The following is a 25410-nucleotide window of genomic DNA, read 5'->3' on the forward strand; positions in this document are numbered from 1 at the left end:
CCTTGCGGCCAGGACCGCGGGCGACGTCGAACGCCGCCCCGAGTCGGGCCCCGTGGCCCTGCTGCGCGGCGGTGCCCGCCGGCTGCGGCTGTTCACGGCCCGCGTGCGCGCCGGCATGGACGAGCGCGAGAGCGAGCTGCGGGAGCAGTTCGGGGTGCGCTCACCCGTTGACCACACCGCGAACCATTCCGGCGACGACGCCGTGGCACCCGCGGGGGTGCCGTGGCACGCCGTCGACCCCCGTCCCGCGGCCGACCCCCATCTCGCAACCGGCCCCGGGGACACCGGGCACCGGATCATCGACCATGACCCTTCGGAAGGAAACGAGCGGTAATGCTCTCTCATGAGATCACCCAGCGCTGGCTGAGCTACTTCGAGGCCAAGGGGCACCACGTGGTCCCCTCGGCGTCCCTCGTGTCGCAGCAGTCCGGGGCCATGTTCACCATCGCCGGGATGGTGCCCTTCATCCCGTACTTCCTGGGTCAGGAGACCCCGCCCTACTCGCGGGCCACGTCCGTGCAGAAGTGCATCCGCACCCTGGACATCGACGAGGTGGGCAAGACCGCCCGCCACGGCACGTTCTTCCAGATGGCCGGCAACTTCTCCTTCGGCGACTACTTCAAGTCCCAGGCGATCCCCATGGCCTGGGAGCTGCTGACCTCCTCCGTCGCGGACGGCGGATTCGGCCTGGACCCTGAACGGCTGTGGGTCACGGTGTACGAGGGGGACCAGGAGTCCTACGACCTGTGGCACGACACCGTGGGGCTGCCCGCCCAGCGGATCCAGCGCATGGGCCGGGACGAGAACTACTGGGACACGGGCCAGCCCGGCCCCGCCGGCCCGGACTCGGAGATCTTCTATGACCGCGGTCCGCGCTACGGCAAGGACGGCGGCCCGGCGGTGGACGACGACCGCTACATCGAGATCTGGAACCTCGTGTTCATGCAGTACCAGCGCGGCGAGGGCAACGGCAAGGACTACGAGATCCTGGGCGAGCTGCCCAAGAAGAACATCGACACCGGCCTGGGCGTGGAGCGCCTGGCCATGCTGCTGCAGGGTGTGGAGAACTTCTACGAGACGGACCAGGTCCGCCCCGTGCTCGACGCCGCGGCGAAGCTCTCCGGGCACGCGTACCGCGGCTCCGAGAAGCCGGGGGAGGAGGGCTACGAGGACGACGTCCGCATGCGCGTGGTCGCCGACCACGTCCGTTCCTCCCTCATGCTCATCGCGGACGGCGTGACCCCGGGCAACGAGGGCCGCGGCTACATCCTGCGCCGGCTGCTGCGCCGCGCGGTGCGCGCCATGCGCCTGCTGGGCGTCACGGACCCCTGCCTGCCGGTGCTGCTGCCCGAGTCCCGGGACGCCATGAAGGGCGTCTACCCGGTGGTCGCGGAGGACTTCGAGCGGATCTCGCGGATCGCGTACGCCGAGGAGCGCGCGTTCCTGAAGACCATCGAGTCCGGCACCACGCGCCTCGAGAGCGCCGTGGCCGTGGCGAAGGGCGAGAAGCGCGCTCTCAGCGGCGCGGACGCGTTCGCCCTGCACGACACGTTCGGCTTCCCGATCGACCTCACCCTCGAGATGGCCGGCGAGGCCGGGGTGAGCGTGGACGAGACCGCGTTCCGCGAGCTCATGGCCGAGCAGCGCCACCGGGCCCAGGAGGACGCCCGCGCCAAGAAGGGTGCGCTCGCGGACCTCTCCGAGCTGCGGCGGATGCTCGACGAGCACGGCAGCGAGTTCACGGGCTACACAGAGCTCGTGACCCCCACCACGGTGCGTGCCATCCTGTCGGACGGGGTCTCCGTGCCGGCGGCCAGCCAGGGTGAGAGCGTGGAGGTGGTGCTCGAACGCACCCCGTTCTACGCCGAGGCCGGTGGCCAGGCCGCGGACGTGGGCGTCATCGAGAACTCGGACGGGCTGAAGCTGACCGTCGAGGACGTGCAGCAGCCGGTCAAGGGTCTGTCGGTGCACCGGGTGAAGGTCTCCGAGGGCCAGGTGGTCGTGGGGGACGAGGTTACCGCGCGCGTGGACTCCCGGCGCCGTCACGACGGCGAGGCCGCCCACTCCGGCACGCACGTAGTGCACGCGGCGCTGCACGACGTCCTCGGGCCCGACGCGGTGCAGCGCGGCTCCTTCAACAAGGAGGGCTACCTGCGCTTCGACTTCTCCCACGGGGAGGCCGTCACGGCGTCCCAGCTGCAGGAGATCGAGCAGATCGCGAACACGGCCATCCGCGACGACTTCGAGGTCGTCACCCGGGAGATGCCCCTGGCCGAGGCCAAGAAGATGGGCGCGATGTCCCTGTTCGGCGAGAAGTACGGGGAGCAGGTGCGCGTGGTCGAGATGAACGGCCCGTGGTCCCGTGAGCTGTGCGGAGGCACGCACGTGGGCTCGACCTCCCAGCTCGGCTCGCTGTCCCTGGTCTCGGAGCAGTCCGTGGGCTCGGGCAACCGCCGCGTCGAGGCGCTCGTGGGCCTGAACTCGTTCAACCACCTGGCCGCGGAGCGCACCCTCGTCAACCAGCTCACCGGGATGCTCAAGGTGCAGTCCAGTGCGGAGCTGCCCGAGCGGCTCTCGGCCACGCTGGAGAAGCTCAAGGAGACCGAGCGGCAGCTGAGCGCCCTGCGCCAGCAGCAGCTGCAGGCGAAGGCCGGGCAGCTGGCACAGGAAGCCGAGCGGGTGGGACGCGTCACGGCCGTGCTCCACGACGCCGGGGAGATCGCCTCGGCGGACGCCCTGCGCAGCCTCGCGCTGGACCTGCGGACCCGGCTGGGCTCGGAGGCCGCGGCTGCCGCGGTGACGGGCGTGGCCAACGGCCGTCCGCTCGTCGTCGTGGCCGTCAACGACGCCGCCCGGGACGCCGGTCTCGCGGCGGGGCAGCTCGTGCGCACGGCTGCGACCACGCTCGGCGGTGGCGGGGGCGGCAAGCCCGACGTCGCCCAGGGTGGCGGCTCGAACCCCTCAAAGGTCTTCGAGGCGCTCGAGGCGATCCGCGCCCAGATCCTGGCCACCGCGGGCTGATGCCGGAGGGCTTCGAGCGCGGCGTGCGCATGGGCGTGGACGTGGGCCAGGTCAGGGTGGGCATAGCCCTGACCGACCCGGACTGCGTCCTGGCCACGCCGCACCAGACCCTGAAGCGCGACACGAACCCCCGCAAGGCCTTCGACGTGAAGATCATCACACGGCTGTGCGAGGAGCGGGACGTGGTCACCGTCTACGTGGGGTTGCCGCTGAGTCTGGACGGCGCGGAGAACCGCTCGACCCAGATGGCGCGCGATTACGCCGCAGCGCTCGTTCGTCGGCTAGGCTCACGGGGGTGCACCACCGCGGTGCGCCTGGTGGACGAGCGGCTGTCCACGGTGGCCGGGCACCGGGCGCTGTGGGACTCCGGGATCTCGCGGCGGCACCACATGGACAAGGTCGACCAGGCCGCGGCCGTGACGTTCCTGCAGTCGGCCGTCGAGCAGGGGCTGCGCACCGGGGCCGAGCCCGGGGACCCGGTCCAGGGCTGAGTACGAGCGGTATCGTGTCTGCCCGGGCCGCAGCAGGCCCGGGGGGGAAAACGAGAGACCACACCACACCACCAGAACGGCGGACGGAGACAATTCGTGAGCGATGAGCCGCGGGGCAACGGCACCGGAGACGGGACGCCCGACCACGGGTCCCACGGCGACGTGCGGAACTCTTCATCGGCCTCGGACCGGGATGCCACGTCGAACCTGGCGGGCTCGTTCGAGCACCACGACGTGACCCCGGAGCAGCGCAAGCGTCGCAAGGTGCGGTCGCGCGCGTCCCTCGCGACCGCCGTCGCCCTGTTCGTCGCAGCGCTGGTCGTGGTCGTGGCCGTGCTGGGATCCGCCTTCGGGCTGTTCGAGCGCAAGGACTACCACGGCTCGGGCGACCAGGACGTCAGCTTCTCCGTCGCGGATGGCAGCACCACGGGCCAGATCGCCCAGGATCTGCAGTCGCAGGAAATCGTGGCGAACGCCTCGTACTTCGTCGAGAAGTTCCAGGACCGCTACCCGGAGGACTTCATCCAGCCGGGCACGTACGAGCTCAAGACCCACATGCCCGCGGACGACGTCGTCAGCGCCCTCATGGAGCGCGACGAGGCTTCGCACTACGCGGCCATCGCGAAGACCCAGCGCATGGATGACACATTCACCACGCTCAGCGAGGCCACCGGCCTCGACAAGTCCGAGTTCGAGAAGCTCTCCACCGAGAAGGCGAAGTTCGGTGTCCCGGACAAGTTCCCCAACCTCGAGGGCTGGCTGCACCCCGGCGAGTACCGCTTCCCGCTGGACGCCACGGCTGAGCAGATCATCCAGGAGATGGTCGACCGCACCAAGCAGACGTTGAAGGACAACGACGTCGCCGAGGACAAGTGGTTCGACGTGCTGACCATCGGGTCCATCGTGGAGTTCGAGGGCACACCCAAGATCTACCCGGCCGTGGCCGGCGCGATCGAGAACCGGATCAACAACCCGGACGGCGAGACGAGCGGTTTCATCCAGTCGGACGCCTCCGTGACGTACGGTCTGGGAAAGAAGACCGTGCACCTCACGGACGAGGAGAAGCGGGACAAGTCCAACCCGTACAACACGTACGCCAACCCGGGCCTGCCCGTGGGGCCCATCGGTTCTCCGAGCGACGAGGCCATCGCCGCGGCGGCAAAGCCCGAGAAGAACGACTACTACTACTGGGTGACCGTGAACCTCGACACCGGCGAGACCAAGTTCGCCAAGACCTACGAGGAGCACCAGAGGTACGTGGAGGAGTACCAGAAGTGGTGCTCCGACAACGACGGCAAGTGTTCCTGAGATGACGGCGACGCTCCACGCAGCGGTCCTCGGGCACCCCGTGGACCACTCGCTCTCACCAGCGCTGCACTCCGCGGCGTTCGAGGTACTGGGTCTGGACGCGGACTACGTCCGTCACGACGTCCCCGAGCAGCAGTGGGACGAGTTCTGGGCCGGGGCCCGTGCGTCGGGGCACTGGCGGGGGTTCTCCGTCACGATGCCCCTGAAGCCCTTCGCGGCTCGGGACGCGGAGCGTGTGACTCCTCTCACCCGTGCCCTCGGGGTGGCCAACACGCTCACGTTCGCTCAGGACGGGAGCGTGGCCGCGGACAACACGGACGTCATGGGCATCATGGCGGCCCTCGGCGCCGCGGGGGAGATCCCCGCCTCGCCGCGCGCCGTCGTCCTGGGCGGGGGTGCCACCGCGAGTGCCGCGGTGGCGGCCCTGCACGGGCTAGGCGCGGACTGCGTGGACGTGGCGGTGCGCACGGCTCAGCGGGCCGAGTCCCTGACCGCGGTGGCCGAGGCCCTGGGCACGAGCATCCGTGTGCTGCCGTGGGAGCAGGCGGGTGCCGCTCTGCACGGCGCGGACGTCGTGGTTGCCACCCTCCCGCCCCGCGGCGCGGACGAGCTGGCCCGGGGCTGGCGCGAGGAGCACCCGCGGGTGTCCGGTGTGCTGCTCGACGTCGCCTACGACCCGTGGCCCTCGGCCCTGGCGGCCGCGTGGCAGGACGCGGGCGGCGCCATTGCCCCCGGGGTCGATATGCTCATCTTCCAGGCGGTGGACCAGCTGCGCTGGTTCACGCAGGGGGACTCGTCCCGCGCGCTGCCCCGCGAGAACGAGGTCACCGCAGCCATGTGCCGGGCGGTGGAGCGCCCGGAGCGTGTCGTCCCGGCGCGCGTCCGGCAGGCGCAGACCACGCGGCTCCCGCGCTGACCCGCCCGCCGCGGCCCCGTACCGTGGGTGGCAGGTGTCGTCCGGGCCGCGGAGCCGCGGGAGGGCACGCACGACACCGGGACCGCACGGGTCCCGGCGCAGACGACTCGCGAAAACTTGAGAACTGGAGTGTTGGATGTTGCGTTGGCTCACGGCCGGAGAGTCCCACGGTGAAGCACTTGTGGGAATCATCGAGGGCGTCCCCGCCGGGGTGGAACTGACCACGGGGATGATCCAGGACGCACTGGCCCGGCGCCGGCTCGGCTACGGCCGGGGCGCGCGCATGAAGTTCGAGCAGGACCGCGTGCGGATCCTGGGCGGGGTGCGCCACGGGATCACCCAGGGCGGGCCGGTGGCCATCGAGATCGCCAACACGGAGTGGCCCAAGTGGCAGGATGTCATGAGCTCCGACCCCGTGGACTCTAAGGTGCTCGCCGGGCGCGCCCGCAACGCGCCGCTGACCCGCCCGCGTCCTGGCCACGCGGACCTCACGGGCATGCAGAAGTACGGCTTCGACGAGGCCCGTCCGGTGCTCGAGCGCGCCTCCGCGCGCGAGACCGCCACGCGCGTGGCCCTCGGGGTGGTCGCTGCGCAGATCCTGGCGGCCCTGGGGATCCGCCTGGTCGCGCACACCACCGCCATCGCCGACGTCGCCGTGCCCGACGACGCCCCGCTGCCCGGCCCGGACGACGTCGCCGCGCTCGACGCGGACCCGCTGCGCTGCTTCGACGCCGCGACCTCCCAGGCCATGGTGGCCGCCGTGGACGAGGCCCACAAGGCGGGGGAGACCCTGGGCGGCGTCGTGGAGGTACTCGCCGAGGGGCTGCCCCCGGGACTCGGCTCCTACGTCCACTGGGACCGCCGTCTCGACGCCAGGCTCGCTGCCGCGCTCATGGGCATCCAGGCCATCAAGGGCGTGGAGGTCGGGGACGGCTTCCGCACGGCCGCGCGCCCCGGATCCCAGGCGCACGACGAGACGCTGCCCGAGGAGGGTGCAGTGCACCGCGTGTCCAACCGCGCCGGCGGCATCGAGGGCGGCATGTCCATCGGGGACCTGCTGCGCGTGCGTGCGGCCATGAAGCCGATCGCCACCGTGCCGCGCTCCCTGCACACGGTGGACGTCGCCACGGGTGAGCCCGCACGGGCCCACCACCAGCGCTCTGACGTGTGCGCGGTGCCGGCCGCGGGCGTCGTCGCCGAGGCCATGGTGGCCCTCGTGCTCGCCGAGGCCGTGCTCGAGAAGTTCGGCGGGGACTCCGTGGCGGAGGTCGTCCGGAACAGGAACGCCTACCTGGCCGCGATCCCAGCCCAGCTGCGCACCTCCCCGGAACTTGCCGATCCCGCCGCGCTGGCGGCCCTGGACGAGGTGCGCGGGGACCTCTCGTGAGGCACGCACCCCTGCCCGTGGTGCTGATCGGGCCCATGGCTGCCGGCAAGTCCCACGTGGCCCGTCACATGGCATCGCACTACGGACTGCGCCACGTGGACACGGACAGGTTGATCGTGTCCCGCCACGGACCCATCCCGGAGCTGTTCCGCGCGCGAGGGGAGGCGGAGTTCCGCCGGGTCGAGGCCGAAGTCGTGGCCGAGGCCCTCGACGACCCGCAGAACCGGGAGTGCGTGATCTCCCTGGGCGGGGGAGCACCCATGTCCCCGCTCGTGCAGCCGCTGCTCAGCGGCCGCACGGTCGCGTACCTGGAGGTGGACCTGGACACCGTGCGACCCCGGATCCGCGGCAACACCACCCGGCCCATGCTGCAGCCGGACCCCGAGGTCCGATGGAGCCAGATCCTGGACGAGCGCCGGGAGACCTTCGAGCGGCTCGCCACCATCCGCCTGGACGGCCGCGCGCCCCGCAGCGTCGCGCAGATCGCCCACGACCTCTACGCCGCACTCGGCGAGCCGCAGACCTCCGTGCTCACCGCACGCGGGAAGGAGCACACCGCATGACCGAGACCGTGATCCCCGTCCGCGGGGAGACCCCCGAGAACCAGTACGACGTCCTGGTGGGCCACGGCCTGCTGGGCCGCGTGCCCCAGCTGCTGGGTGAGCGCGTCAAGAAGGTCCTCATCATCCACCCGCGCGCCCTGCGAACCACCGGGGACGTGGTGCAGGAGGACCTCGGGCAGGCGGGCATCCAGAGCTTCGTCGCGGAGATCCCGGACGCGGAGGAGGGCAAGCGCGTGGAGGTGGCGGCCTTCTGCTGGCAGATCATGGGCCAGTCCGACTTCACGCGCACGGACGCCGTGGTCTCCGTGGGCGGCGGGGCCGTGTCCGACCTCGCTGGTTTCGTGGCCGCCACGTGGCTGCGCGGGGTGCGGGTGGTCCACCTTCCCACCACTCTGCTGGGCATGGTGGATGCCGCCGTGGGCGGAAAGACCGGGATCAACACCGCGGAGGGCAAGAACCTGGTGGGCTCCTTCCACCCGCCAGCCGCGGTCGTGTGCGACCTCGACTCCCTGGCCACGCTGCCCGAGAACGAGCTGCTGACCGGGATGGCCGAGGTGGTCAAGTGCGGTTTCATCGCCGATCCGCAGATCCTGCAGCTGATCCAGGAGAACCCCGAGCAGGTGCGCGACAGCCAGTCGGACGTGGTCCGGGAACTGGTGGAGCGCAGTGTACGGGTCAAGGCGGAGGTCGTCTCCTCGGACCTGAAGGAGTCCGGGCGGCGTGAGTACCTGAACTACGGCCACACCCTGGGCCACGCGATCGAGCACAACGAGCGCTACCAGTGGCGCCACGGTGCTGCAGTCTCGGTGGGCATGGTCTTCGCGGCGGAACTGGGGCGCGCGGCAGGAACCCTGGACGACAACGTCGTGGCCCGTCACCGCGAGATCCTCACCTCCCTGGGGCTGCCCGTGAGCTACCGTGCGGACCAGTGGCCGCGGCTGCTGGAGGTCATGAAGCGCGACAAGAAGACGCGGGGCAACCTGCTGCGCTTCGTGGTCCTGGACCGCATTGCCGCACCGCGCATCATGGAGGTTCCGGACCCCGCGATCCTTTTCGCGTGCTACCAGGAGATCGCGGACTGAGACCCGCCACGCCGGCCCGTGCCGTGGCCACCGGGCGGACGGGCCCGGCCACGCGGTAGACTGGTGCGGCTCCACGAGCCGATCCCGCCCGCAGACGTTCCCGACGAGAAAGTGACACCGTGGCAACCAGCAACGACATCAAGAACGGCACCATCCTCAAACTCGACGGCAACCTCTGGCAGACCATCGAGTTCCAGCACGTCAAGCCCGGCAAGGGGGGCGCGTTCGTGCGCACCAAGCTGCGCAACGTGACGAGCGGCAAGGTGGTGGACAAGACGTTCAACGCGGGTGCCAAGATCGAGACCGCCACGGTGGACCGCAGCGAGTACCAGTACCTCTACCAGGACGGTGAGGACTACGTGTTCATGGACAACTCCACGTACGACCAGATCACTGTCCCGGGTGTCGTGGTGGGGGACGCGGCGAACTTCATGCTCGAGAACCAGAACGTGACCGTGGCCATCCACGAGGGCGCGCCGCTGTACATCGAGATGCCGCCCTCGGTGGTCCTGGAGATCACCTACACCGAGCCCGGCCTGCAGGGTGACCGCTCCACGGGCGGCACGAAGCCCGCCACCGTGGAGACCGGCTACCAGATCCAGGTCCCCCTGTTCCTCGAGCAGGGCACCAAGGTCAAGGTGGACACCCGCACCGGCGACTACCTGGGACGCGTCAACGAGTGAGCGGGGCACGCAGCAAGGCCCGGGTCCGCGCCGTCGAGATCCTCTTCGAGGCCGAACAACGTGACGAGTCGGTCCGCGACGCCCTGGTGCGCCGGCGGGAGAACTCGACCTCGCCCATCCAGCCCTACACCGTGGAGATCCTCGAGGGCGTGGACGGGCGCCGCGAGGACATCGACGAGTTCCTGCAGACCTACTCGCAGGGCTGGGAGCTCTCGCGGATGCCCGCAGTGGACCGCAACGCCCTGCGCGTGGGCGCGTGGGAGCTTCTCTACAACGACGACGTCCCGGACGGCGTGGCCGTGGCGGAGGCGGTGGCCGTGGCGCGGGAGCTGTCCACTGACGACTCGCCCCGTTTCGTCAACGGCCTGCTGGGCCGTCTGCAGAAGGTCAAGCCGTCCCTGCTGGACGACTGAGACCGTGACCCCGGTTCGTGGACCCCACGGGCCGGGGTTTTTCCGTGTGGTAGCTTCAAAGACAGATCGCACCCTTTAAATTCCGTCCGGTGAGGCGGGGAAGGAGGCGGCACGTGAGCGTGCCCGAACACGCCGAGCAGGCACCGGGGAGCACAGTCTCCCGAGTGATCCTCTCGACATCCGACATCGACCGGGCCCTGTCCCGGATCGCCCACGAGATCCTGGAGTCCAACAAGGGCTCGGAGAACCTCGCGCTGCTGGGGATCGCCCGTCGCGGCTTCCCGCTGGCCCAGCGCCTCGCGGCCAGGCTCGAGCAGATCGACCCCGACTTCACGGCCCGCGCCGCCACGGGGCAGCTGGACATCACCATGTACCGCGACGACCTGCGCCGCCACCCCGCCCGCACCCCGCAGCCCACGCTGATCCCAGATTCCGGGATCGACGGGTGCACCGTGGTGCTCGTGGACGACGTCCTGTGCTCCGGGCGCACCATCCGCGCTGCGCTCGACGCCCTCGTGGACGTGGGTCGGCCCCGGGCCGTACGGCTGGCCGTCCTGGTGGACCGCGGGCACCGCGAGCTGCCGATCCGCGCGGACCACGTGGGCAAGAATCTGCCGACCTCCTCTCAGGAGAAGGTGCGGGTGCTGCTGCGCGAGACGGACCCGGACACGCGCGCTGAGGGCCACGAGGACTGCGTGGTGATCGACGCGCCGGTGGCCTCGGACCCGGACGTCGCCAGGGACGCCGAGGCCGCGGGGGAGGGGACGAGCCGATGAGGCACCTGCTCTCCACTGCCGAGCTCTCCTACGGGGAGGCCGTCCAGATCCTGGACACCGCGGACCAGATGGCCGCCGTGTCCTCCCGCTCCGTCAAGAAGCTGCCCGCGCTGCGCGGGCGCACCGTGGTGAACCTGTTCTTCGAGGACTCCACGCGTACGAGGATCTCGTTCGAGACGGCGGCCAAGAGGCTGAGCGCGGACGTGATCAACTTCTCCGCGAAGGGCTCGTCCGTGTCCAAGGGCGAGTCCCTGAAGGACACCGCCCAGACCCTGATGGCCATGAGCGCGGACGCCGTGGTGATCCGCCACGCGTCCTCCGGCGCGCCGCAGCAGCTCGCGGACTCCGGGTGGATCGACGCCGCCGTCGTCAACGCGGGGGACGGCAAGCACGCACACCCCACGCAGGCGCTGCTGGACGCGATGACGCTGCGCCAGGTGCGCTCCCGCCGCACGGGCACGCCCACGACGGGCATGGACCTGGACGGTATGCATGTGGTGGTCGTGGGTGACGTGCTGCACTCGCGGGTAGCCCGCTCCAACGTGTGGCTGCTCACGGCCCTGGGCGCCCGGGTCACGCTCGTGGCCCCGCCCACGCTGCTGCCCGTGGCCATGGACGACTGGCCGTGCGAGGTCTCCTACGACCTCGACGCCGTGCTGGCGGAGGCTCCGGACGCCGTGATGATGCTGCGGCTGCAGCGTGAGCGGATGAACGCGGCGTTCTTCCCGAGCGAGGCCGAGTACACCCGGGGCTGGGGGCTGACCTCCCAGCGGGTGCAGCGTCTCGAGGCCCTCGGCGCGCCCACGGTGTTCATGCACCCCGGTCCAATGAACCGCGGCCTGGAGATCTCCTCCGAGGCCGCAGACTCGGAGCGCTCCACCGTGCTGGAACAGGTGTCCAACGGCGTCTCCGTGCGCATGGCCGTGCTCTTCCAGCTGCTCTCCGGAGACGAGAGCACCCCCTACCCGAGCGAGAACTGAGGCGGTCCCATGAGCTCCTACCTGATCAGCAGTGCCCGCCCCGAGGGCGGTGAGCCGGCGGACATCCTCGTCACGGACGGCGTCATTGCGTCCGTGGGCGCCCCCGGAACCCTGGAGGCGCCCGAGGGGACCGAGACCGTCGACGCCGCGGGCGCCGTCGCACTGCCCGGTCTCGTGGACATGCACACCCACCTGCGTGAACCAGGCCACGAGGACGCCGAGACCGTGGAGACCGGCACCCGTGCCGCGGCGAAGGGTGGGTTCACCGCCGTCTTCGCAATGGCCAACTCCCACCCCGTGGCGGACACTGCTGGCGTGGTGGAGCAGGTCTGGCGCCTGGGCCGCGACGCGGGCTGGGCGGACGTCCACCCGGTGGGCGCGGTCACCGTGGGCCTCGAGGGCACGCAGCTCTCGGAGCTGCGCGCCATGGCCGAGTCCCGCGCGGGCGTGCGGATGTTCTCCGACGACGGCAAGTGCGTGCACGACCCCCTCCTGATGCGCCGGGCGCTGGAGTACGTGAAGTCCTTCGGTGGCATCATCGCGCAGCACGCCCAGGAGCCGCGCCTGACGCAGGACGCGCAGATGAACGAGGGCACCGTGTCCGCGGACCTCGGCCTCACGGGCTGGCCCGCGGTGGCCGAGGAGGCGATCATCGCCCGGGACGTGCTGCTGACGCAGCACGTGGACTCCCGCCTGCACGTGTGCCACGTCTCGACCGCTGGCTCGGTGGAGATCGTGCGCTGGGCCAAGGAGCGCGGAGTGGTCGTCACCGCCGAGGTGACCCCCCATCACCTGCTGCTCACGGACGAGCTCGTGCGAACCTTCGACCCCGTCTACAAGGTCAACCCCCCGCTGCGCACGGACGAGGACGTCCAGGCCCTGCGCCGCGCCGTCGCCGAGGGCGTGATCGATGTGGTCGGCACCGACCACGCGCCGCACTCCGCAGAGGACAAGGAGTGCGAGTGGAGCTGCGCGGCCCACGGGATGACCGGGCTGGAAACCGCTCTGGCCGTGGTGCAGCAGACCCTCGTGGACACCGGACTCATGGGCTGGGAGCGGGTGGCGCAGATCATGTCCCACCGTCCGGCCGAGATCCTCGGGCTCTCCGACCAGGGGCAGAAGCTGGAGCCCGGCGCGCCGGCGAACATCGTGCTGTGGAACCCGGAGGGCTCCACGACGGTGGACCCCGCGAGCCACGTGTCCAAGGGCCGCAACAGCCCCTACCGGGGGATGAACCTGCCGGGGGCTGTGCGCGCCACGTTCTACCGCGGCCACCCCGTTGTCCTGGACGGGGAACTGACCACCCCCCTGGCCCGCTGATCCCCGCGCGTTCACGAAAGGTTCTGTCTCGATGTCGGACAAGCTCGTCCCCACCCTGCTCACCATCCTCATCGTGGTGGTGCTCTTCGCCCTGCTCTGGTGGGGCTGGCGGGGTCGGGTGCGACGCCAGTCGGGGCTGCCTCCCGTGGCGCAGGCCCCGCGGGACCTGATGCAGCGCGCCACGGCCCGGGTGGACGGGATGTACGTGGTCACCACCTACGCCTCCCAGCCGCTGGAGCGGATCGCGAGCCACGGCCTCGGCGTGCGCACCACCGCGGAGGCCGTGGTGGCACCCGACGGCGTGTTCCTCAACCGCCAGGGCGCCCCGGACGTCTTCATCCCCCGGGAGCACCTGCGCGCTGTGTCGACCGCCTCCGGGATGGTCGGCAAGTTCGTGGAGCGCGGCGGACTCGTGGTGCTCACGTGGGACCTGGGGGACACCCGTGTGGACACCGGCTTCCGCGCCCGCACCGGTGAGGGCTCCCGCGAACTGGAGGACGCGGCGTCGGCCCTGCTGGACGCCTGAGCACAGAACCCGAGAAGACACCCCGAGAACCTGATCCCGGGACGGCACCGCAAAGGAGCCTCCCAGCATGCTCAACGAAAGGAGTTCACCATGAACTCACCACGCATCGAACCGGCCGTCATGGTCCTCGAGGACGGTACGGTCTTCCGTGGCCGAGCCTGGGGCGCCCCCGGCACGGCATTCGGCGAGGCGGTCTTCGCCACCGGGATGACCGGCTACCAAGAGACGCTCACGGACCCCTCCTACGCGGGGCAGATCGTGATCCAGACCGCGCCGCACATCGGCAACACGGGCGTGAACCTGCAGGACATGGAGTCCCACAGGATCTGGGTGAACGGCTTCGTGGTCCGTGACCCCGCCCGCCGCCCCTCCAACTGGCGCAGCGAGCGCAGCCTGGACGAGGAGCTCGCCGAGCAGGGCATCACCGGGATCCAGGGCGTGGACACCCGCGCCCTGACCCGCCACCTGCGCAACAAGGGTGCGATGCGCGCCGGCATCTTCTCCGGGGAGGCCGCCGAGCAGCCCACCGCGCAGCTCGTGCAGCAGGTGACCGAACAGCCAGCCATGGCGGGACGCTCGCTCGCGGAGCACGTGAGCGTGGACGAGGCCTATGTGGTGGAGCCCTCCGAGCACGGCTGGGACGCCCCGGTGCGCCACGACGTCGTCGCCGTGGACCTCGGCATCAAGTCCATGACGCCGCAGCGAATCGCCGAGCGCGGGGTGCGCGTGCACGTGGTGCCCGCGGACGTGACCTTCGAGCAGCTCCGCGAGCTGGACCCGGATGGTGTGTTCTTCTCCAACGGTCCCGGTGACCCGGCGACCGCCGACGAGCAGGTGGCCCTGCTGCAACGGGTGCTCGACGCCCGCATCCCGTTCTTCGGAATCTGCTTCGGCAACCAGCTGCTGGGTCGTGCGCTCGGCTTCGGCACGTACAAACTGACCTTCGGCCACCGCGGCATCAACCAACCCGTGATGGACCTCGCCACGGGCACGGTGGAGATCACCTCCCAGAACCACGGCTTCGCCGTGGACGCCCCAGTGGGCGAGACCGTGACCGCCCCCGAGTCCCGCTACGGCCGGGTGGCCGTGTCCCACGTGGGGCTCAACGACAACGTGGTGGAAGGCCTGCGCTGCGAGGACATCCCCGCGTTCTCGGTGCAGTACCACCCCGAGGCCGCGGCCGGTCCCCACGACTCCGCCTACCTCTTCGACCGCTTTATCGACGTGATGGACCGGGCCGGCCAGGGCTCCGATCCGGAAGCAGGAGACAACTGATGCCCCGCAGGCAAGACCTCAACAGCGTCCTGGTGATCGGCTCCGGGCCCATCGTGATCGGCCAGGCCGCGGAGTTCGACTACTCCGGCACCCAGGCCCTGCGCGTCCTGAAGGACGAGGGGCTGCGCGTGATCCTGGTCAACTCCAACCCGGCCACCATCATGACCGACCCGGAGTTCGCGGACGCCACCTACGTGGAGCCCATCACCCCGGAGACGGTCGAGAAGATCATCGCCAAGGAGCGCCCGGACGCCGTGCTGCCCACCCTGGGTGGTCAGACCGCGCTGAACACCGCGCTCGCACTGGACGCCAACGGAGCGCTCGAGAAGTACGACGTCGAGCTGATCGGCGCGGACGTCGCCGCCATCAACCTCGGTGAGGACCGCGAGGCCTTCAAGGGCGTCGTCGAGCGCTGCGGCGCCGAGTCCGCCCGCTCGGTCATCGTCCACTCCATGGACGAGGCGCTCTCGGCCGCGGAGAAGCTGGGCTACCCCATGGTCGTGCGGCCCTCCTTCACCATGGGCGGGCTCGGCTCCGGGCTCGCGTACAACGAGACTGACCTGCACCGCATCGCCGGCGCCGGCATCCAGTACTCGCCCACCTCGGAGGTGCTCCTGGAGGAGTCCATCCTGGGCTGGAAGGAGTACGAGCTCGAGATGATGCGCGACGCCAACGACAACGTGGTGGTCGTGTGCTCGATCGAGAACGTGGACCCCGTGGGAGTGCACACCGGCGACTCCATCACCGTGGCCCCCGCCCTGACCCTGACCGACCGCGAGTACCAGCGGATGCGCGACATCGCGATCGCCGTGATCCGCGAGGTGGGCGTGGACACCGGTGGGTGCAACATCCAGTTCGCGGTGGAGCCCGACACCGGGCGCATCGTGGTGATCGAGATGAACCCCCGCGTCTCCCGCTCCTCGGCGCTGGCGTCCAAGGCTACGGGCTTCCCGATCGCCAAGATCGCCACGAAGCTCTCCCTGGGCTACACACTGGACGAGATCCCCAACGACATCACGCAGAAGACACCGGCGAGCTTCGAGCCGACGCTGGACTACGTGGTGGTGAAGGTCCCGCGCTTCGCGTTCGAGAAGTTCCCCGCGGCGGACCCCACGCTGACCACCACCATGAAGTCAGTGGGCGAGGCCATGGCCATCGGGCGCAACTTCACGGAGGCCCTGCAGAAGGCCATGCGCTCGCTGGAGCAGAAGGGCTCGTCCTTCAGCTTCGCCAGGCCCGCCGTGGAGCCCGGGCCCAACACGGTGGCGCGCCTGGTCGAGAAGACCCGGGAGACCACCACGCAGCGGCTGCGCAACGTGCAGCGTGCGCTGCTGGCTGGTGCCACCGTGGAGCAGGTCTTCGAGGCCACCGCGATCGACCCGTGGTTCCTGGACCAGGTCCAGCTGCTCAACGAGACCGCCGAGCTGATCCGCCAGGACCCGGACCTGCACCCCGCCACCCTGCGAGAGGCCAAGCGGCACGGCTTCTCGGACGCGCAGATCGGCGAGCTCGTGCACCTGGAGGAGTCCGTGGTGCGCGGGGTGCGCCACGCCCTTGACATCCGCCCCGTCTACAAGACCGTGGACACGTGCGCCGCGGAGTTCGAGGCGTTCACCCCGTACCACTACTCGAGCTACGACGAGGAGTCGGAGGTCGCCCCGCACGAGAAGCCCTCGGTGATGATCCTGGGCTCCGGGCCCAACCGGATCGGGCAGGGCATCGAGTTCGACTACTCGTGCGTGCACGCCTCCATGGTGCTGCGCGAGGCCGGTTACGAGACGGTGATGCTCAACTGCAACCCGGAGACCGTGTCCACGGACTACGACGTCTCCACGCGCCTGTACTTCGAGCCGCTGACGTTCGAGGACGTCATGGAGGTCGTGGAGGCCGAGCGCCGCTCGGGCGGGCTGCTGGGCGTGTTCGTGCAGCTCGGCGGGCAGACCCCGCTCAAGCTCGCCGCGGACCTCAAGGCCGCGGGTGTGCCCATCCTGGGCACGACTCCTGAGGCGATCGACCTCGCCGAGGACCGCGGGGAGTTCGCCCGCGTGCTCACCGAGGCCGGACTGCGCCAGCCCAAGAACGGCACGGCCTACGACTTCGCCGAGGCGCGGCGGATCGCCCACGAGATCGGTTATCCCGTGCTCGTGCGCCCCTCGTATGTGCTGGGTGGCCGGGGCATGGAGATCGTCTACGACGAGGCCTCCCTGAAGACCTACCTGGACAACGCCACGGAGATCAGCCCGAGCCGCCCCGCCCTGATCGACAAGTTCCTCGAGGACGCGATCGAGATCGACGTGGACGCCCTCTACGACGGCCGGGACTGCTACGTGGGCGGGATCATGGAGCACATCGAGGAGGCCGGGATCCACTCCGGTGACTCCGCGTGCGTGCTGCCCCCGATCACCCTCGGCCCCGACGTGATCGCCCGCGTGCGCGAGGCCACCGGGGCGATTGCCCGCGGTGTGGGTGTGAGGGGTCTCATCAACCTGCAGTTCGCGCTGGCCTCGGACGTGCTCTACGTGATCGAAGCGAACCCCCGTGCCTCCCGCACGGTCCCGTTCGTCTCGAAGGCCACGGGGGTCCAGATGGCCAAGGCCGCAGCGCTGATCGGCACCGGGCGCACGGTGGCACAGCTGCGGGCCGACGGCGTGCTGCCGGCAGACTACGACGGCACCACCCTGCCGGAAAACACACCGACCGCAGTGAAGGAGGTCGTGCTCCCGTTCGCCCGCTTCCGCACCCCCGAGGGTGCGGTCGTGGACTCGCTGCTCGGCCCGGAGATGCGCTCCACGGGCGAGGTCATGGGCATCGACAAGTACTTCGACACCGCGTTCGCCAAGGCCCAGGCCGCGGCCGGCGGCCCCCTGCCCACCGCGGGCCGGCTGTTTGTCTCGGTGGCCAACAAGGACAAGCGCTCGGCGGTGATCCCCGTCAAGATGTTTGCGGACCTCGGCTTCGAGATCGTCTCCACGGGCGGTACCGCGCAGGTGCTCCGTCGCAACGGCATCGAGTCCCGTGTGGTGGCCAAGATCGCGGACACGGACGAGGACGGCCCCACGGTGGCGGACCTGATCACGGCGGGAGAGATCGACCTGATCTTCAACACCCCCTCAGGTGGCCAGGCGGCGCGCGGAGACGGCTACCAGATCCGCGCCGCGGCCACGTCCGTGGGCGTGCCGACCATGACGACGGTCTCGGAGCTCGGTGCCGCACTGCAGGCAATCACGGCGCAGCGGCAGTACTCGTGGTCCGTGACCTCCCTGCAGGAGCACGAGGAGAACCTGCGCAGCCAGGTGGCGGGGGAGCGGACGGGTGCGTGAGCCCTTCGGCGCCCGCCTCGCGGCGGCCATGGGCGCGACCGGTCCCCTCTGTGTGGGGATCGACCCGCACCCGGCCCTGCTGGACGCGTGGGCTCTGCCCCGCACGGTCTCGGGACTGGAGCGCTTCGCGCTGAGCGTGGTGGAGGCCGCCGCGGGTCTGGCCGCCGCGGTCAAGCCGCAGGTCGCGCTGTTCGAGGCCTACGGCTCGGCGGGTTTTGCGGTGCTCGAACGAGTGCTACGGGAGTCCCGTGAGGCAGGAGTGCTCAGCATCGCGGACGCCAAGCGCGGGGACATCGGCTCCACGATGGCGGCCTACGCCCAGGCGTGGCTCGCCGACGACTCGCCCCTGGCCGCCGACGCCGTGACGCTCAGCCCCTACCTCGGGTTCGAGTCCTTGCGCCCTGCCCTGGACCTCGCGCGGCAGACTGGCCGTGGCACGTTCGTGCTGGCGCTGACCTCCAACCCGGAGGGCGCGGCGGTCCAGCACGTGGGCGGCACCAGCTCCGTGGCGGGGGCCGTGCTCGACGCGGTGGCTCACGAGAACGCGCCCGCACGCGACGTCGTGGCGCACGATGGCGCGCGGCCCGGCACCTGGGGCGACGCGGCGGCGTCGTCCCAGGTGGGAGCCCACGACGCCGCGCGGGCGGGTCTCGCGAATCGTGACGAAATCGTGACGTCGCCTGTCAGGGGCGCTCTCGGCTCGTGCGGCGTGGTCGTGGGGGCCACTGTGGGGGACGCGCTCGAGCGCCTGGACATCGACCTGAGCGCGCTCGACGGGCCGATCCTGGCACCGGGATACGGCGCCCAGGGCGCGGGGGCGGGTGACCTCGCGGCAGTGTTCCAGCACGTCAGACCGGCAGTGCTCGCGAATTCCTCGCGCGGCATCCTCGCTCACGGCCCGGACGCGGCTGCCCTGCGGGAAGCGATCCGGCGCTCCAGCGAGGAGCTCTCCGCCGCCCTGCGCTGACCCGTCCAACCTCGGGAACGCCCCCTGACCGTGAGCCGTCCGGCCACGTCAGGGGGCGTTCACCGTGTTTACCGGGGCAAACGCGTCGGGTACTTTCAGGGTGACCACCCCGGTGCGCCACCCCCCAACACGGGCGCACCCGGGGGTGAAGGCACACGAGGAGGAGAGCTGGGCATGGCACTACGGCCACTGACGGATGAAGAGCGCGCGCACGCTCGGGAGAAGGCCACCGCGGCACGGACCGCGAGGGCGGAGATCAAGAAGGGGCTGCGGGACGGCTCGCTGAGCGTCGCGGACGTCCTCACCAGGAGTGAGACGGACGAGGCCGTCAGCCGACTGAAGGTCACCGAGCTGCTGGAGGCAACCCCCGGGATCGGGAAGGTGCGCTCCGCGGCGATCATGGAGCACATCGGGATCGCACCCACGCGCCGCGTGCGCGGGCTGGGCCAGCACCAACGCCGCGCGCTCGTGGAGTACCTCGACCACTGAGCCCCCCGGCCCCGGCACTGGCCTGCGGGCGACGTCGCGCCTGACGGTACCCCGCCGGGTCGGTGCGGCCGGTGGTTGGTACAGTGGCGGACGAGCCGACCGCTCGTCCACCACTGCTCCGCTGGAGGTATTCCGTGACCCCGTCGCCCACCGTGACCGTCCTGGCCGGCCCCACGGCCGTGGGAAAGGGGACGGTCTCCACCTACGTCCGGGACCACTACCCGCAGGTGTGGCTCTCGGTCTCCGCGACCACCCGGGCCCCGCGGCCCGGAGAGGTGGAGGGCGTGCACTACTTCTTCGTGAGCGACGACGAGTTCGACCGCATGATCGAGGACCACGACCTGCTCGAGTGGGCCGTGGTGCACAACCTGCACCGCTACGGCACACCGCGGCACAAGGTGGAAGAGGCGCTGGCCGCCGGACGCAGCGTGCTGCTGGAGATCGACCTGCAGGGCGCGCGCAGCATCCGCCAGAGCCTTCCGGACGCGCGCTTCGTGTTCCTGGCGCCGCCCAGCTGGGAGGAGATGGTGCAGCGGCTCGTGGGCCGGGGCACCGAAACCCCCGAGCAGCAGCAGCGACGCCTGGAAACGGCTAAACTGGAACTTGCGGCACGTTCGGAGTTCGACCACACGGTGGTCAACGACACCGTGGAGCGCGCCGCCGCCGAACTCGTGGCTCTCATGGGGCTGCCGGACGAACAGGGCCGCTGAGCCCGTTGCGTCCGGGGACCTGCGCGGTCCACCCCGAGCCAGCACAGACATCCACCTGCACTTCAGAGGAGTCCTGACACACGTGAGCATGAACAACGAAGGCATCGTCGACCCGCCCGTGGACCGGCTGCTCGACAAGACGGATTCCAAGTACGGCCTGGTGATCTTCGCTGCGCGTCGCGCCCGCCAGATCAACGCGTACTACTCGCAGCTGCACGAGGGCCTGTTCGAGTACGTGGGCCCGCTCGTGGACACCCAGCTCAACGAGAAGCCCCTGTCCATCGCCTTCCGCGAGATCGACGAGGGCCTGATCGAGGCCGACCACGTGACCAACGGAGGCTTCACCCCCAACGGCCAGCTGGTCTCGGACGAGCCCACGGCCACCGAGATGTTCACCGGGGACTTCTTCGCCCAGGGTGAGGATGCCGGCAGCGCGGCGGTCTTCTCGGACGGCGTGCAGGTTGCCGAGGAGCAGCACCCCGAGGGCACCGAGACCGTCACGGAGACCGTGGCCGAGGAGGCCACCGAGGACTCCACGGAGCCCACCGAGCAGTGACGGTGAACTCCACCGGCCCCGCCCCCGTCCCCTCCGGCCCGAGCGCTTCGTTGCGCATCGTGCTTGGTGTGGGCGGGGGCATTGCCGCATACAAGGCCGCCCTGGTGTCCCGCCTCCTCTCCGAGGCTGGCCACCACGTCGTGCCCATGCCCACGCGTTCCGCCCTGGAGTTCGTGGGCGCACCCACGTGGGAGGCGCTGACCGGTGAGCCTGTGACGGACTCCGTGTTTGAGCGCGTGGACACCGTCAACCACGTGGCGCAAGGTCAGGCGGCGGACCTCGTGGTCATCGCGCCGGCCACGGCTGACCTGATGGCGCGCATCGCCCACGGCCACGCTGACGACCTGCTCACCACCACGGTGCTCGCAACCGCTGCGCCCGTGCTCCTGGCCCCGGCCATGCACACCGAGATGTGGCAGAACCCCGCCACCCGGCGCAACGTGGAACTGCTGCGCCAGCACGGCCACACGGTGCTGGAACCGGCCTCGGGTCGTCTGACGGGCGCGGACAGCGGACCCGGCCGGCTCCCGGAGCCCCGGGAGATTGTCGATGCCGCCCTGGCGCTCGTCGCTGACCGCACCGGGTCTGCCCCCGCGGCCCACACCGCCGAGGGGCACGGCCTGGACGAATCGCACCAGCACGAACCGCTCCTGGACGAACCGCCCCGGGGGACCGGACAACCCGTCGCTCACGGTGCGGCCGACCAGGCCGCCGGGGCCGGCACCCGCGCCCTGGCCGGTCGGCGCGTGCTCATCACCGCCGGGGGTACGCGGGAGGCCCTGGACCCCGTGCGGTTTCTCGGCAACCGCTCGTCCGGCAAGCAGGGGATCGCGATCGCCCGCGCCGCCCGCGACGCCGGTGCGAACGTGCACCTGATCGCGGCGCACGTGGAGACCCCGCTGCCCGAAGGCGTCCGGGTCACCCGCGTGTCCTCGGCGCTGGAGCTGCGCGATGCGAGCCTGGCCGCGGCGGAAGGCTGCGACGTCGTCGTCATGGCCGCTGCCGTGGCCGACTACCGCCCCGACACCGTGGGCGAGCACAAGATGAAGAAGTCCGAGGACGGCACGGACCCCGTGATCCGCCTGGTGCGCAACCCGGACATCCTGCGGGAGCTGGTGACGCTGCGCAACGAGCAGGGCCGGGAGCAGCTCGTGGTGGGCTTCGCCGCGGAGACGGGCGACGCCGAGCGCTCCGTCCTGGACTTCGGCCGCGCCAAGCTGCGGCGCAAGGGCTGCGACCTCCTCGTGCTCAACGAGGTGGGCACGGACAAGGTCTTCGGCCGGGACGACACCGAGGTTGTGGTCCTCTCGGCGCACTCGGAGGACGAGTCCGGTGCGCGCGGCACGAAGGACGAGGTGGCACGGTTCGTGGTGGCCCGGATCGCCTCCGAACTCCACGTCTGAGCCTGCAGGTAGTGTGGTCTTCCGTGACAGCATCGAGTGAGCACCTGAGAATCTTCACCTCCGAGTCCGTGACCGAGGGCCACCCGGACAAGATCTGCGACCAGATCTCGGACACGATCCTGGACGCCCTGCTCACGGAGGACCCGGAGTCCTCGGTGGCCGTGGAGACCATGGTGACCACGGGCCTCGTGCACGTGGCGGGCGAGGTCAAGACGGACGCGTACGTGGACATTCCCCACATCGTGCGCAAGACCCTGCTGGACATCGGTTACAACTCCTCGGTCCACGGCTTCGACGGCGAGTTCTGCGGCGTGTCCATCAGCGTGGGGGAGCAGTCCAACGAGATCTACGAGGGCGTCTTCACGTCCCTGGAGGAGCGCACGGGCACCGCCAAGGACCCACGGGACGCGCAGGGCGCCGGGGACCAGGGCATCATGTTCGGCTACGCCTCGGACGAGACGAACGCCCTGATGCCCGCGCCGATCCTGCTCGCGCACCGCCTGTCTGAGCAGCTCACGCGCGTGCGCAAGACCGCCGTGCTGCCGGGGCTGCGCCCGGACGGCAAGACCCAGGTCACCCTCGGCTACGACGGCCACACGCCGGTGTCCGTGGACACCGTGGTGGTCTCCTCCCAGCACGTGGAGAACTACGACCTCGAGCAACTCACCAGCGACATCACCTCGAGCGTGGTGAACCCGGTGCTGGAGGAGTCCGGACTGGATCTCTCCGGCGCGCGGATCATCGTGAACCCCGCGGGGAACTTCGTGCGCGGCGGGCCCGTGGGGGACGCCGGGCTGACCGGGCGCAAGATCATCGTGGACACCTACGGCGGCATGTCCCGTCACGGCGGCGGCGCGTTCTCTGGCAAGGATCCGTCCAAGGTGGACCGCTCCGCCGCGTACGCGATGCGCTGGGTGGCCAAGAACGTGGTGGCGGCAGGCCTCGCGCGCCGTGCCGAGGTGCAGGTGGCGTACGCGATCGGCCAGGCGCACCCGGTGGGTCTTTACGTGGAGACCTTCGGCACCGAGACCGTGGACCCCGTGCGGATCGAGAAGGCCATCACGGAGGTCTTCGACCTGCGCCCGCTGGCCATCATCGAGGACCTCGACCTGAAGCGCCCCATCTACGCCAAGACCGCCGCCCACGGCCACTTCGGCCGCAACGACCCGGACTTCACGTGGGAGCGCACGGACCGCGTCCAGGAGCTGCGTTCCGCCGCGGGTCTGTGACCCCGGAGCCCGAGCAGGGGTCCGGTCCGACCGAGTCCGCACCGGCGGCTGCTGCCGGGGCCAACGAGCCGGGAGAGCAGCTGACCCTCGCGGGACTTTCGCAGGCCGTGGCGAGGCCGGCGAAGGCCCCTGCTGCGGGCACCGGGCGCGACGCTGCTGCGGCACCTGTCCGCCGTGCGGTGGGCTCCGAGGGCACAGCCCCCGAGAACCCCGTGGCGCAGGTGCTGCTGGAGGCCTACGTGCCCCACCTGGACCGGCTCTTCGACTACCGCGTCACCGCCGCGCTGGACACGCAGGCCGTGGTGGGCTCCAAGGTGTCCGTGCTGTTCTCGGGCCGCAAGATGTCCGGGTGGATCGTGCACCGGGTGGCGCACACGGACGTCCCCGAGGACCGTCTGCTGCCCGTGCGTCGGGTGCTCAGCCCCCTGCCCGTTGCACGGCCCGAGATCGTGGAGCTCGCGCAGGCCGTGGCGGACCGCTGTGCGGGAACTGCCGCGGACGTGCTGCGGGTGGCCATCGCCCCGCGGGTCGCACGGGTGGACAAGGAGTTCTCCTCGGCGGAACAGTCCGAGGACGGCGAGGTCACGTCCTCAACCACCGGTCAAGCACCGGGAGACCCTTCCCACGAGGCTGCCTCATCGGCGGCCCCCACCGATGCCGCCGCCCCTCCGCGGGCAGACCCGTTGCCTGTCGAAGCGTCATCTGGTGACCCGCTGCGGGCGGACTCGCTTCCCGCCCACGAGGCGCCTGCGCACACCTCACCCGCCCACGCGCCGTCGCCAGCCCTCTGGGATCACTACAAGGGCGGCCCCGAGTACATCGCCGCGGTGGCGGCGGGCGAGCCCGCGCGCGCCGTCGTCGAGGTGATGCCCGCCGCCCCCGACCACGACTGGGCGGTCCTCACGGCCCACGCCATGGCCACGGCCTACGCCGCTGGCCGGGGCGCGGTGGGTGTGGTCGCGGACCACAAGGGCCTCGACCGCCTCGAGAAGGCGCTCCACGAGCTGGTGGGGGAGGACGCCGTCGTCCGGCTGCACGCCGGTGACGGCCCGACCCCGCGCTACCGAGGCTTCCTCGAGCTCGCCCTGGGCCGCAAGAAGCTGGCCGTGGGGACCCGTTCGGCGGCCTACGCCCCGGTGCAGGACCTCGCTCTCGTGTGCTGCCACGACGACGGGGACGTCAACTTCGTGGAGCAGCGCGCGCCCTACCAGCACACGCGCGACGTGCTCCTGTTGCGGGCGCAGCGCGAGGGGCTCGCGAGTCTGTTCACCGGCCACGCTGTGAGCCCGGAGGCGCAGCGGCTCGTGACCACGGGCTGGGCGGCGCGGGTGGCTCCGCCCCGGTCCGTGCTGCGGCGGTTCTCCCCGCGGATCGAGGCGACGTCGGACTCCTTCAACAGTGAGCGGGACCCGCTTGCGGCGCGGGCCCGGCTGCCGCAGGAGGCGTTCCGGGTGGCGCGCGCGGGGCTGGAGCGCGGCCCGGTGCTCGTGCAGGTGGCCCGCAAGGGCTACGCACCGGTGCTCGCGTGCCAGCGCTGCCGCACTCCCGCGCGCTGCCGCGCGTGCAACGGGCCCCTGGCGCTGAGCTCCGCGCAGGCGGTGCCCGTGTGCAGCTGGTGCGGTCGCCAGGCCCACGACTGGCGGTGCGCGGAGTGCGGGTTCGCGCGGGTGCGTCTGAGTTCGGTGGGCGCGGGGCGCACTGCCGAGGAGCTGGGCCGCGCCTTCCCCCAGGTGCCGGTGATCTCCTCGAGCGAGCGCACGGTGCGGTCCCGGGTGGGGTCCGCTCCGGCGCTTGTGGTGGCCACGCCGGGCGCGGAGCCCGTGGCGGACGGCGGCTACGCGGCGGTGCTACTGCTGGACGGCAACCAGATGCTCGCCCGGCCGTGGCTGCGTGCGGAGGAGCAGACCCTGCGCCGGTGGTTCAACGCGGCCGCGCTCGCGCGGGCGGCGTCGGAGGGCGGCACGGTGGTGGTGACGGCGGACCAGGACCGCGCGG

The 25410-nt window shown here is 70.9% G+C and carries 23 protein-coding genes; all 23 read left to right on the plus strand.

Annotated features, from left to right (window positions below; genetic code table 11):
- Positions 1-334, plus strand: a 334-nt coding sequence (locus D8M39_RS12640) for a hypothetical protein (protein WP_161971396.1), incomplete at its 5' end; no start/stop codon positions are given.
- The gene (alaS, locus tag D8M39_RS10830; RefSeq protein ID WP_055084639.1) at positions 334-3021 is read left to right on the plus strand and encodes an alanine--tRNA ligase; all 2688 of its coding nucleotides are present in this window, start codon (positions 334-336) and stop codon (positions 3019-3021) included. The genes D8M39_RS12640 and alaS, both read left to right, overlap by 1 nt.
- The gene (gene ruvX / locus D8M39_RS10835) at positions 3021-3512 is read left to right on the plus strand and encodes a Holliday junction resolvase RuvX (RefSeq protein ID WP_055084641.1); all 492 of its coding nucleotides are present in this window, start codon (positions 3021-3023) and stop codon (positions 3510-3512) included. The genes alaS and ruvX overlap by 1 nt, the downstream gene beginning before the upstream one ends.
- Before the next feature lie 96 nt (positions 3513-3608).
- Positions 3609-4820: an endolytic transglycosylase MltG gene (gene mltG, locus D8M39_RS10840; RefSeq protein ID WP_055084643.1), complete on the plus strand. Its 1212-nt coding sequence runs from the start codon at positions 3609-3611 to the stop codon at positions 4818-4820.
- 1 nt (position 4821) lies between these two features.
- Complete coding sequence (locus D8M39_RS10845; protein WP_126874996.1) at positions 4822-5736, plus strand: shikimate dehydrogenase; 915 nt, start codon at positions 4822-4824, stop codon at positions 5734-5736.
- 136 nt (positions 5737-5872) lie between these two features.
- Complete coding sequence (gene aroC / locus D8M39_RS10850) at positions 5873-7123, plus strand: chorismate synthase (protein ID WP_126874997.1); 1251 nt, start codon at positions 5873-5875, stop codon at positions 7121-7123.
- Positions 7120-7686 (plus strand): shikimate kinase, encoded by a 567-nt coding sequence (locus D8M39_RS10855; RefSeq protein ID WP_126874998.1) that lies wholly within the window; start codon positions 7120-7122, stop codon positions 7684-7686. The genes aroC and D8M39_RS10855 overlap by 4 nt, the downstream gene beginning before the upstream one ends.
- Positions 7683-8768 (plus strand): 3-dehydroquinate synthase, encoded by a 1086-nt coding sequence (gene aroB / locus D8M39_RS10860; protein ID WP_126874999.1) that lies wholly within the window; start codon positions 7683-7685, stop codon positions 8766-8768. The genes D8M39_RS10855 and aroB overlap by 4 nt, the downstream gene beginning before the upstream one ends.
- Before the next feature lie 119 nt (positions 8769-8887).
- A complete protein-coding gene (gene efp / locus D8M39_RS10865; RefSeq protein ID WP_055084651.1) occupies positions 8888-9451 on the plus strand; it encodes an elongation factor P in 564 nt (187 codons plus the stop codon).
- Positions 9448-9864, plus strand: coding sequence for a transcription antitermination factor NusB (gene nusB / locus D8M39_RS10870; RefSeq protein ID WP_055084653.1), 417 nt, complete (start codon positions 9448-9450; stop codon positions 9862-9864). The genes efp and nusB overlap by 4 nt, the downstream gene beginning before the upstream one ends.
- A gap of 113 nt (positions 9865-9977) precedes the next feature.
- Positions 9978-10640: a bifunctional pyr operon transcriptional regulator/uracil phosphoribosyltransferase PyrR gene (gene pyrR, locus D8M39_RS10875; RefSeq protein ID WP_126875000.1), complete on the plus strand. Its 663-nt coding sequence runs from the start codon at positions 9978-9980 to the stop codon at positions 10638-10640.
- The gene (locus tag D8M39_RS10880; RefSeq protein WP_094393894.1) at positions 10637-11620 is read left to right on the plus strand and encodes an aspartate carbamoyltransferase catalytic subunit; all 984 of its coding nucleotides are present in this window, start codon (positions 10637-10639) and stop codon (positions 11618-11620) included. The genes pyrR and D8M39_RS10880 overlap by 4 nt, the downstream gene beginning before the upstream one ends.
- Positions 11621-11629: 9 nt before the next feature.
- On the plus strand, positions 11630-12940 hold the full coding sequence (locus D8M39_RS10885; protein ID WP_055084660.1) for a dihydroorotase: 1311 nt from the start codon (positions 11630-11632) through the stop codon (positions 12938-12940).
- 31 nt (positions 12941-12971) lie between these two features.
- Entirely contained in the window at positions 12972-13466 is a 495-nt protein-coding gene (locus tag D8M39_RS10890) for a hypothetical protein (RefSeq protein WP_055084662.1), read from the plus strand.
- A 90-nt stretch (positions 13467-13556) separates the two neighbouring features.
- A complete protein-coding gene (gene carA, locus D8M39_RS10895) occupies positions 13557-14741 on the plus strand; it encodes a glutamine-hydrolyzing carbamoyl-phosphate synthase small subunit (RefSeq protein WP_126875001.1) in 1185 nt (394 codons plus the stop codon).
- The gene (gene carB / locus D8M39_RS10900; RefSeq protein WP_055084666.1) at positions 14741-18061 is read left to right on the plus strand and encodes a carbamoyl-phosphate synthase large subunit; all 3321 of its coding nucleotides are present in this window, start codon (positions 14741-14743) and stop codon (positions 18059-18061) included. The genes carA and carB overlap by 1 nt, the downstream gene beginning before the upstream one ends.
- A gap of 28 nt (positions 18062-18089) precedes the next feature.
- Entirely contained in the window at positions 18090-19028 is a 939-nt protein-coding gene (gene pyrF / locus D8M39_RS10905) for an orotidine-5'-phosphate decarboxylase (RefSeq protein WP_055084717.1), read from the plus strand.
- Positions 19029-19202: 174 nt separating this feature from the next.
- Positions 19203-19517, plus strand: coding sequence for an integration host factor, actinobacterial type (mihF, locus tag D8M39_RS10910; protein ID WP_055084668.1), 315 nt, complete (start codon positions 19203-19205; stop codon positions 19515-19517).
- Positions 19518-19651: 134 nt separating this feature from the next.
- Positions 19652-20227, plus strand: coding sequence for a guanylate kinase (gene gmk / locus D8M39_RS10915; protein WP_055084670.1), 576 nt, complete (start codon positions 19652-19654; stop codon positions 20225-20227).
- A gap of 82 nt (positions 20228-20309) precedes the next feature.
- Positions 20310-20783 (plus strand): DNA-directed RNA polymerase subunit omega, encoded by a 474-nt coding sequence (gene rpoZ, locus D8M39_RS10920; RefSeq protein WP_055084672.1) that lies wholly within the window; start codon positions 20310-20312, stop codon positions 20781-20783.
- Between the two features lie 50 nt (positions 20784-20833).
- Complete coding sequence (locus tag D8M39_RS10925) at positions 20834-22186, plus strand: phosphopantothenate--cysteine ligase family flavoprotein (protein WP_126875002.1); 1353 nt, start codon at positions 20834-20836, stop codon at positions 22184-22186.
- 23 nt (positions 22187-22209) lie between these two features.
- Positions 22210-23415, plus strand: coding sequence for a methionine adenosyltransferase (gene metK, locus D8M39_RS10930; RefSeq protein WP_055084674.1), 1206 nt, complete (start codon positions 22210-22212; stop codon positions 23413-23415).
- A partial coding sequence (locus D8M39_RS12645; protein ID WP_161971397.1) for a primosomal protein N' occupies positions 23412-25410 on the plus strand: 1999 nt, incomplete at its 3' end. The genes metK and D8M39_RS12645, both read left to right, overlap by 4 nt.

Source organism: Kocuria sp. HSID17590 (assembly GCF_003989485.1).
Classification (GTDB): Bacteria; Actinomycetota; Actinomycetes; order Actinomycetales; family Micrococcaceae; genus Kocuria; species Kocuria salsicia.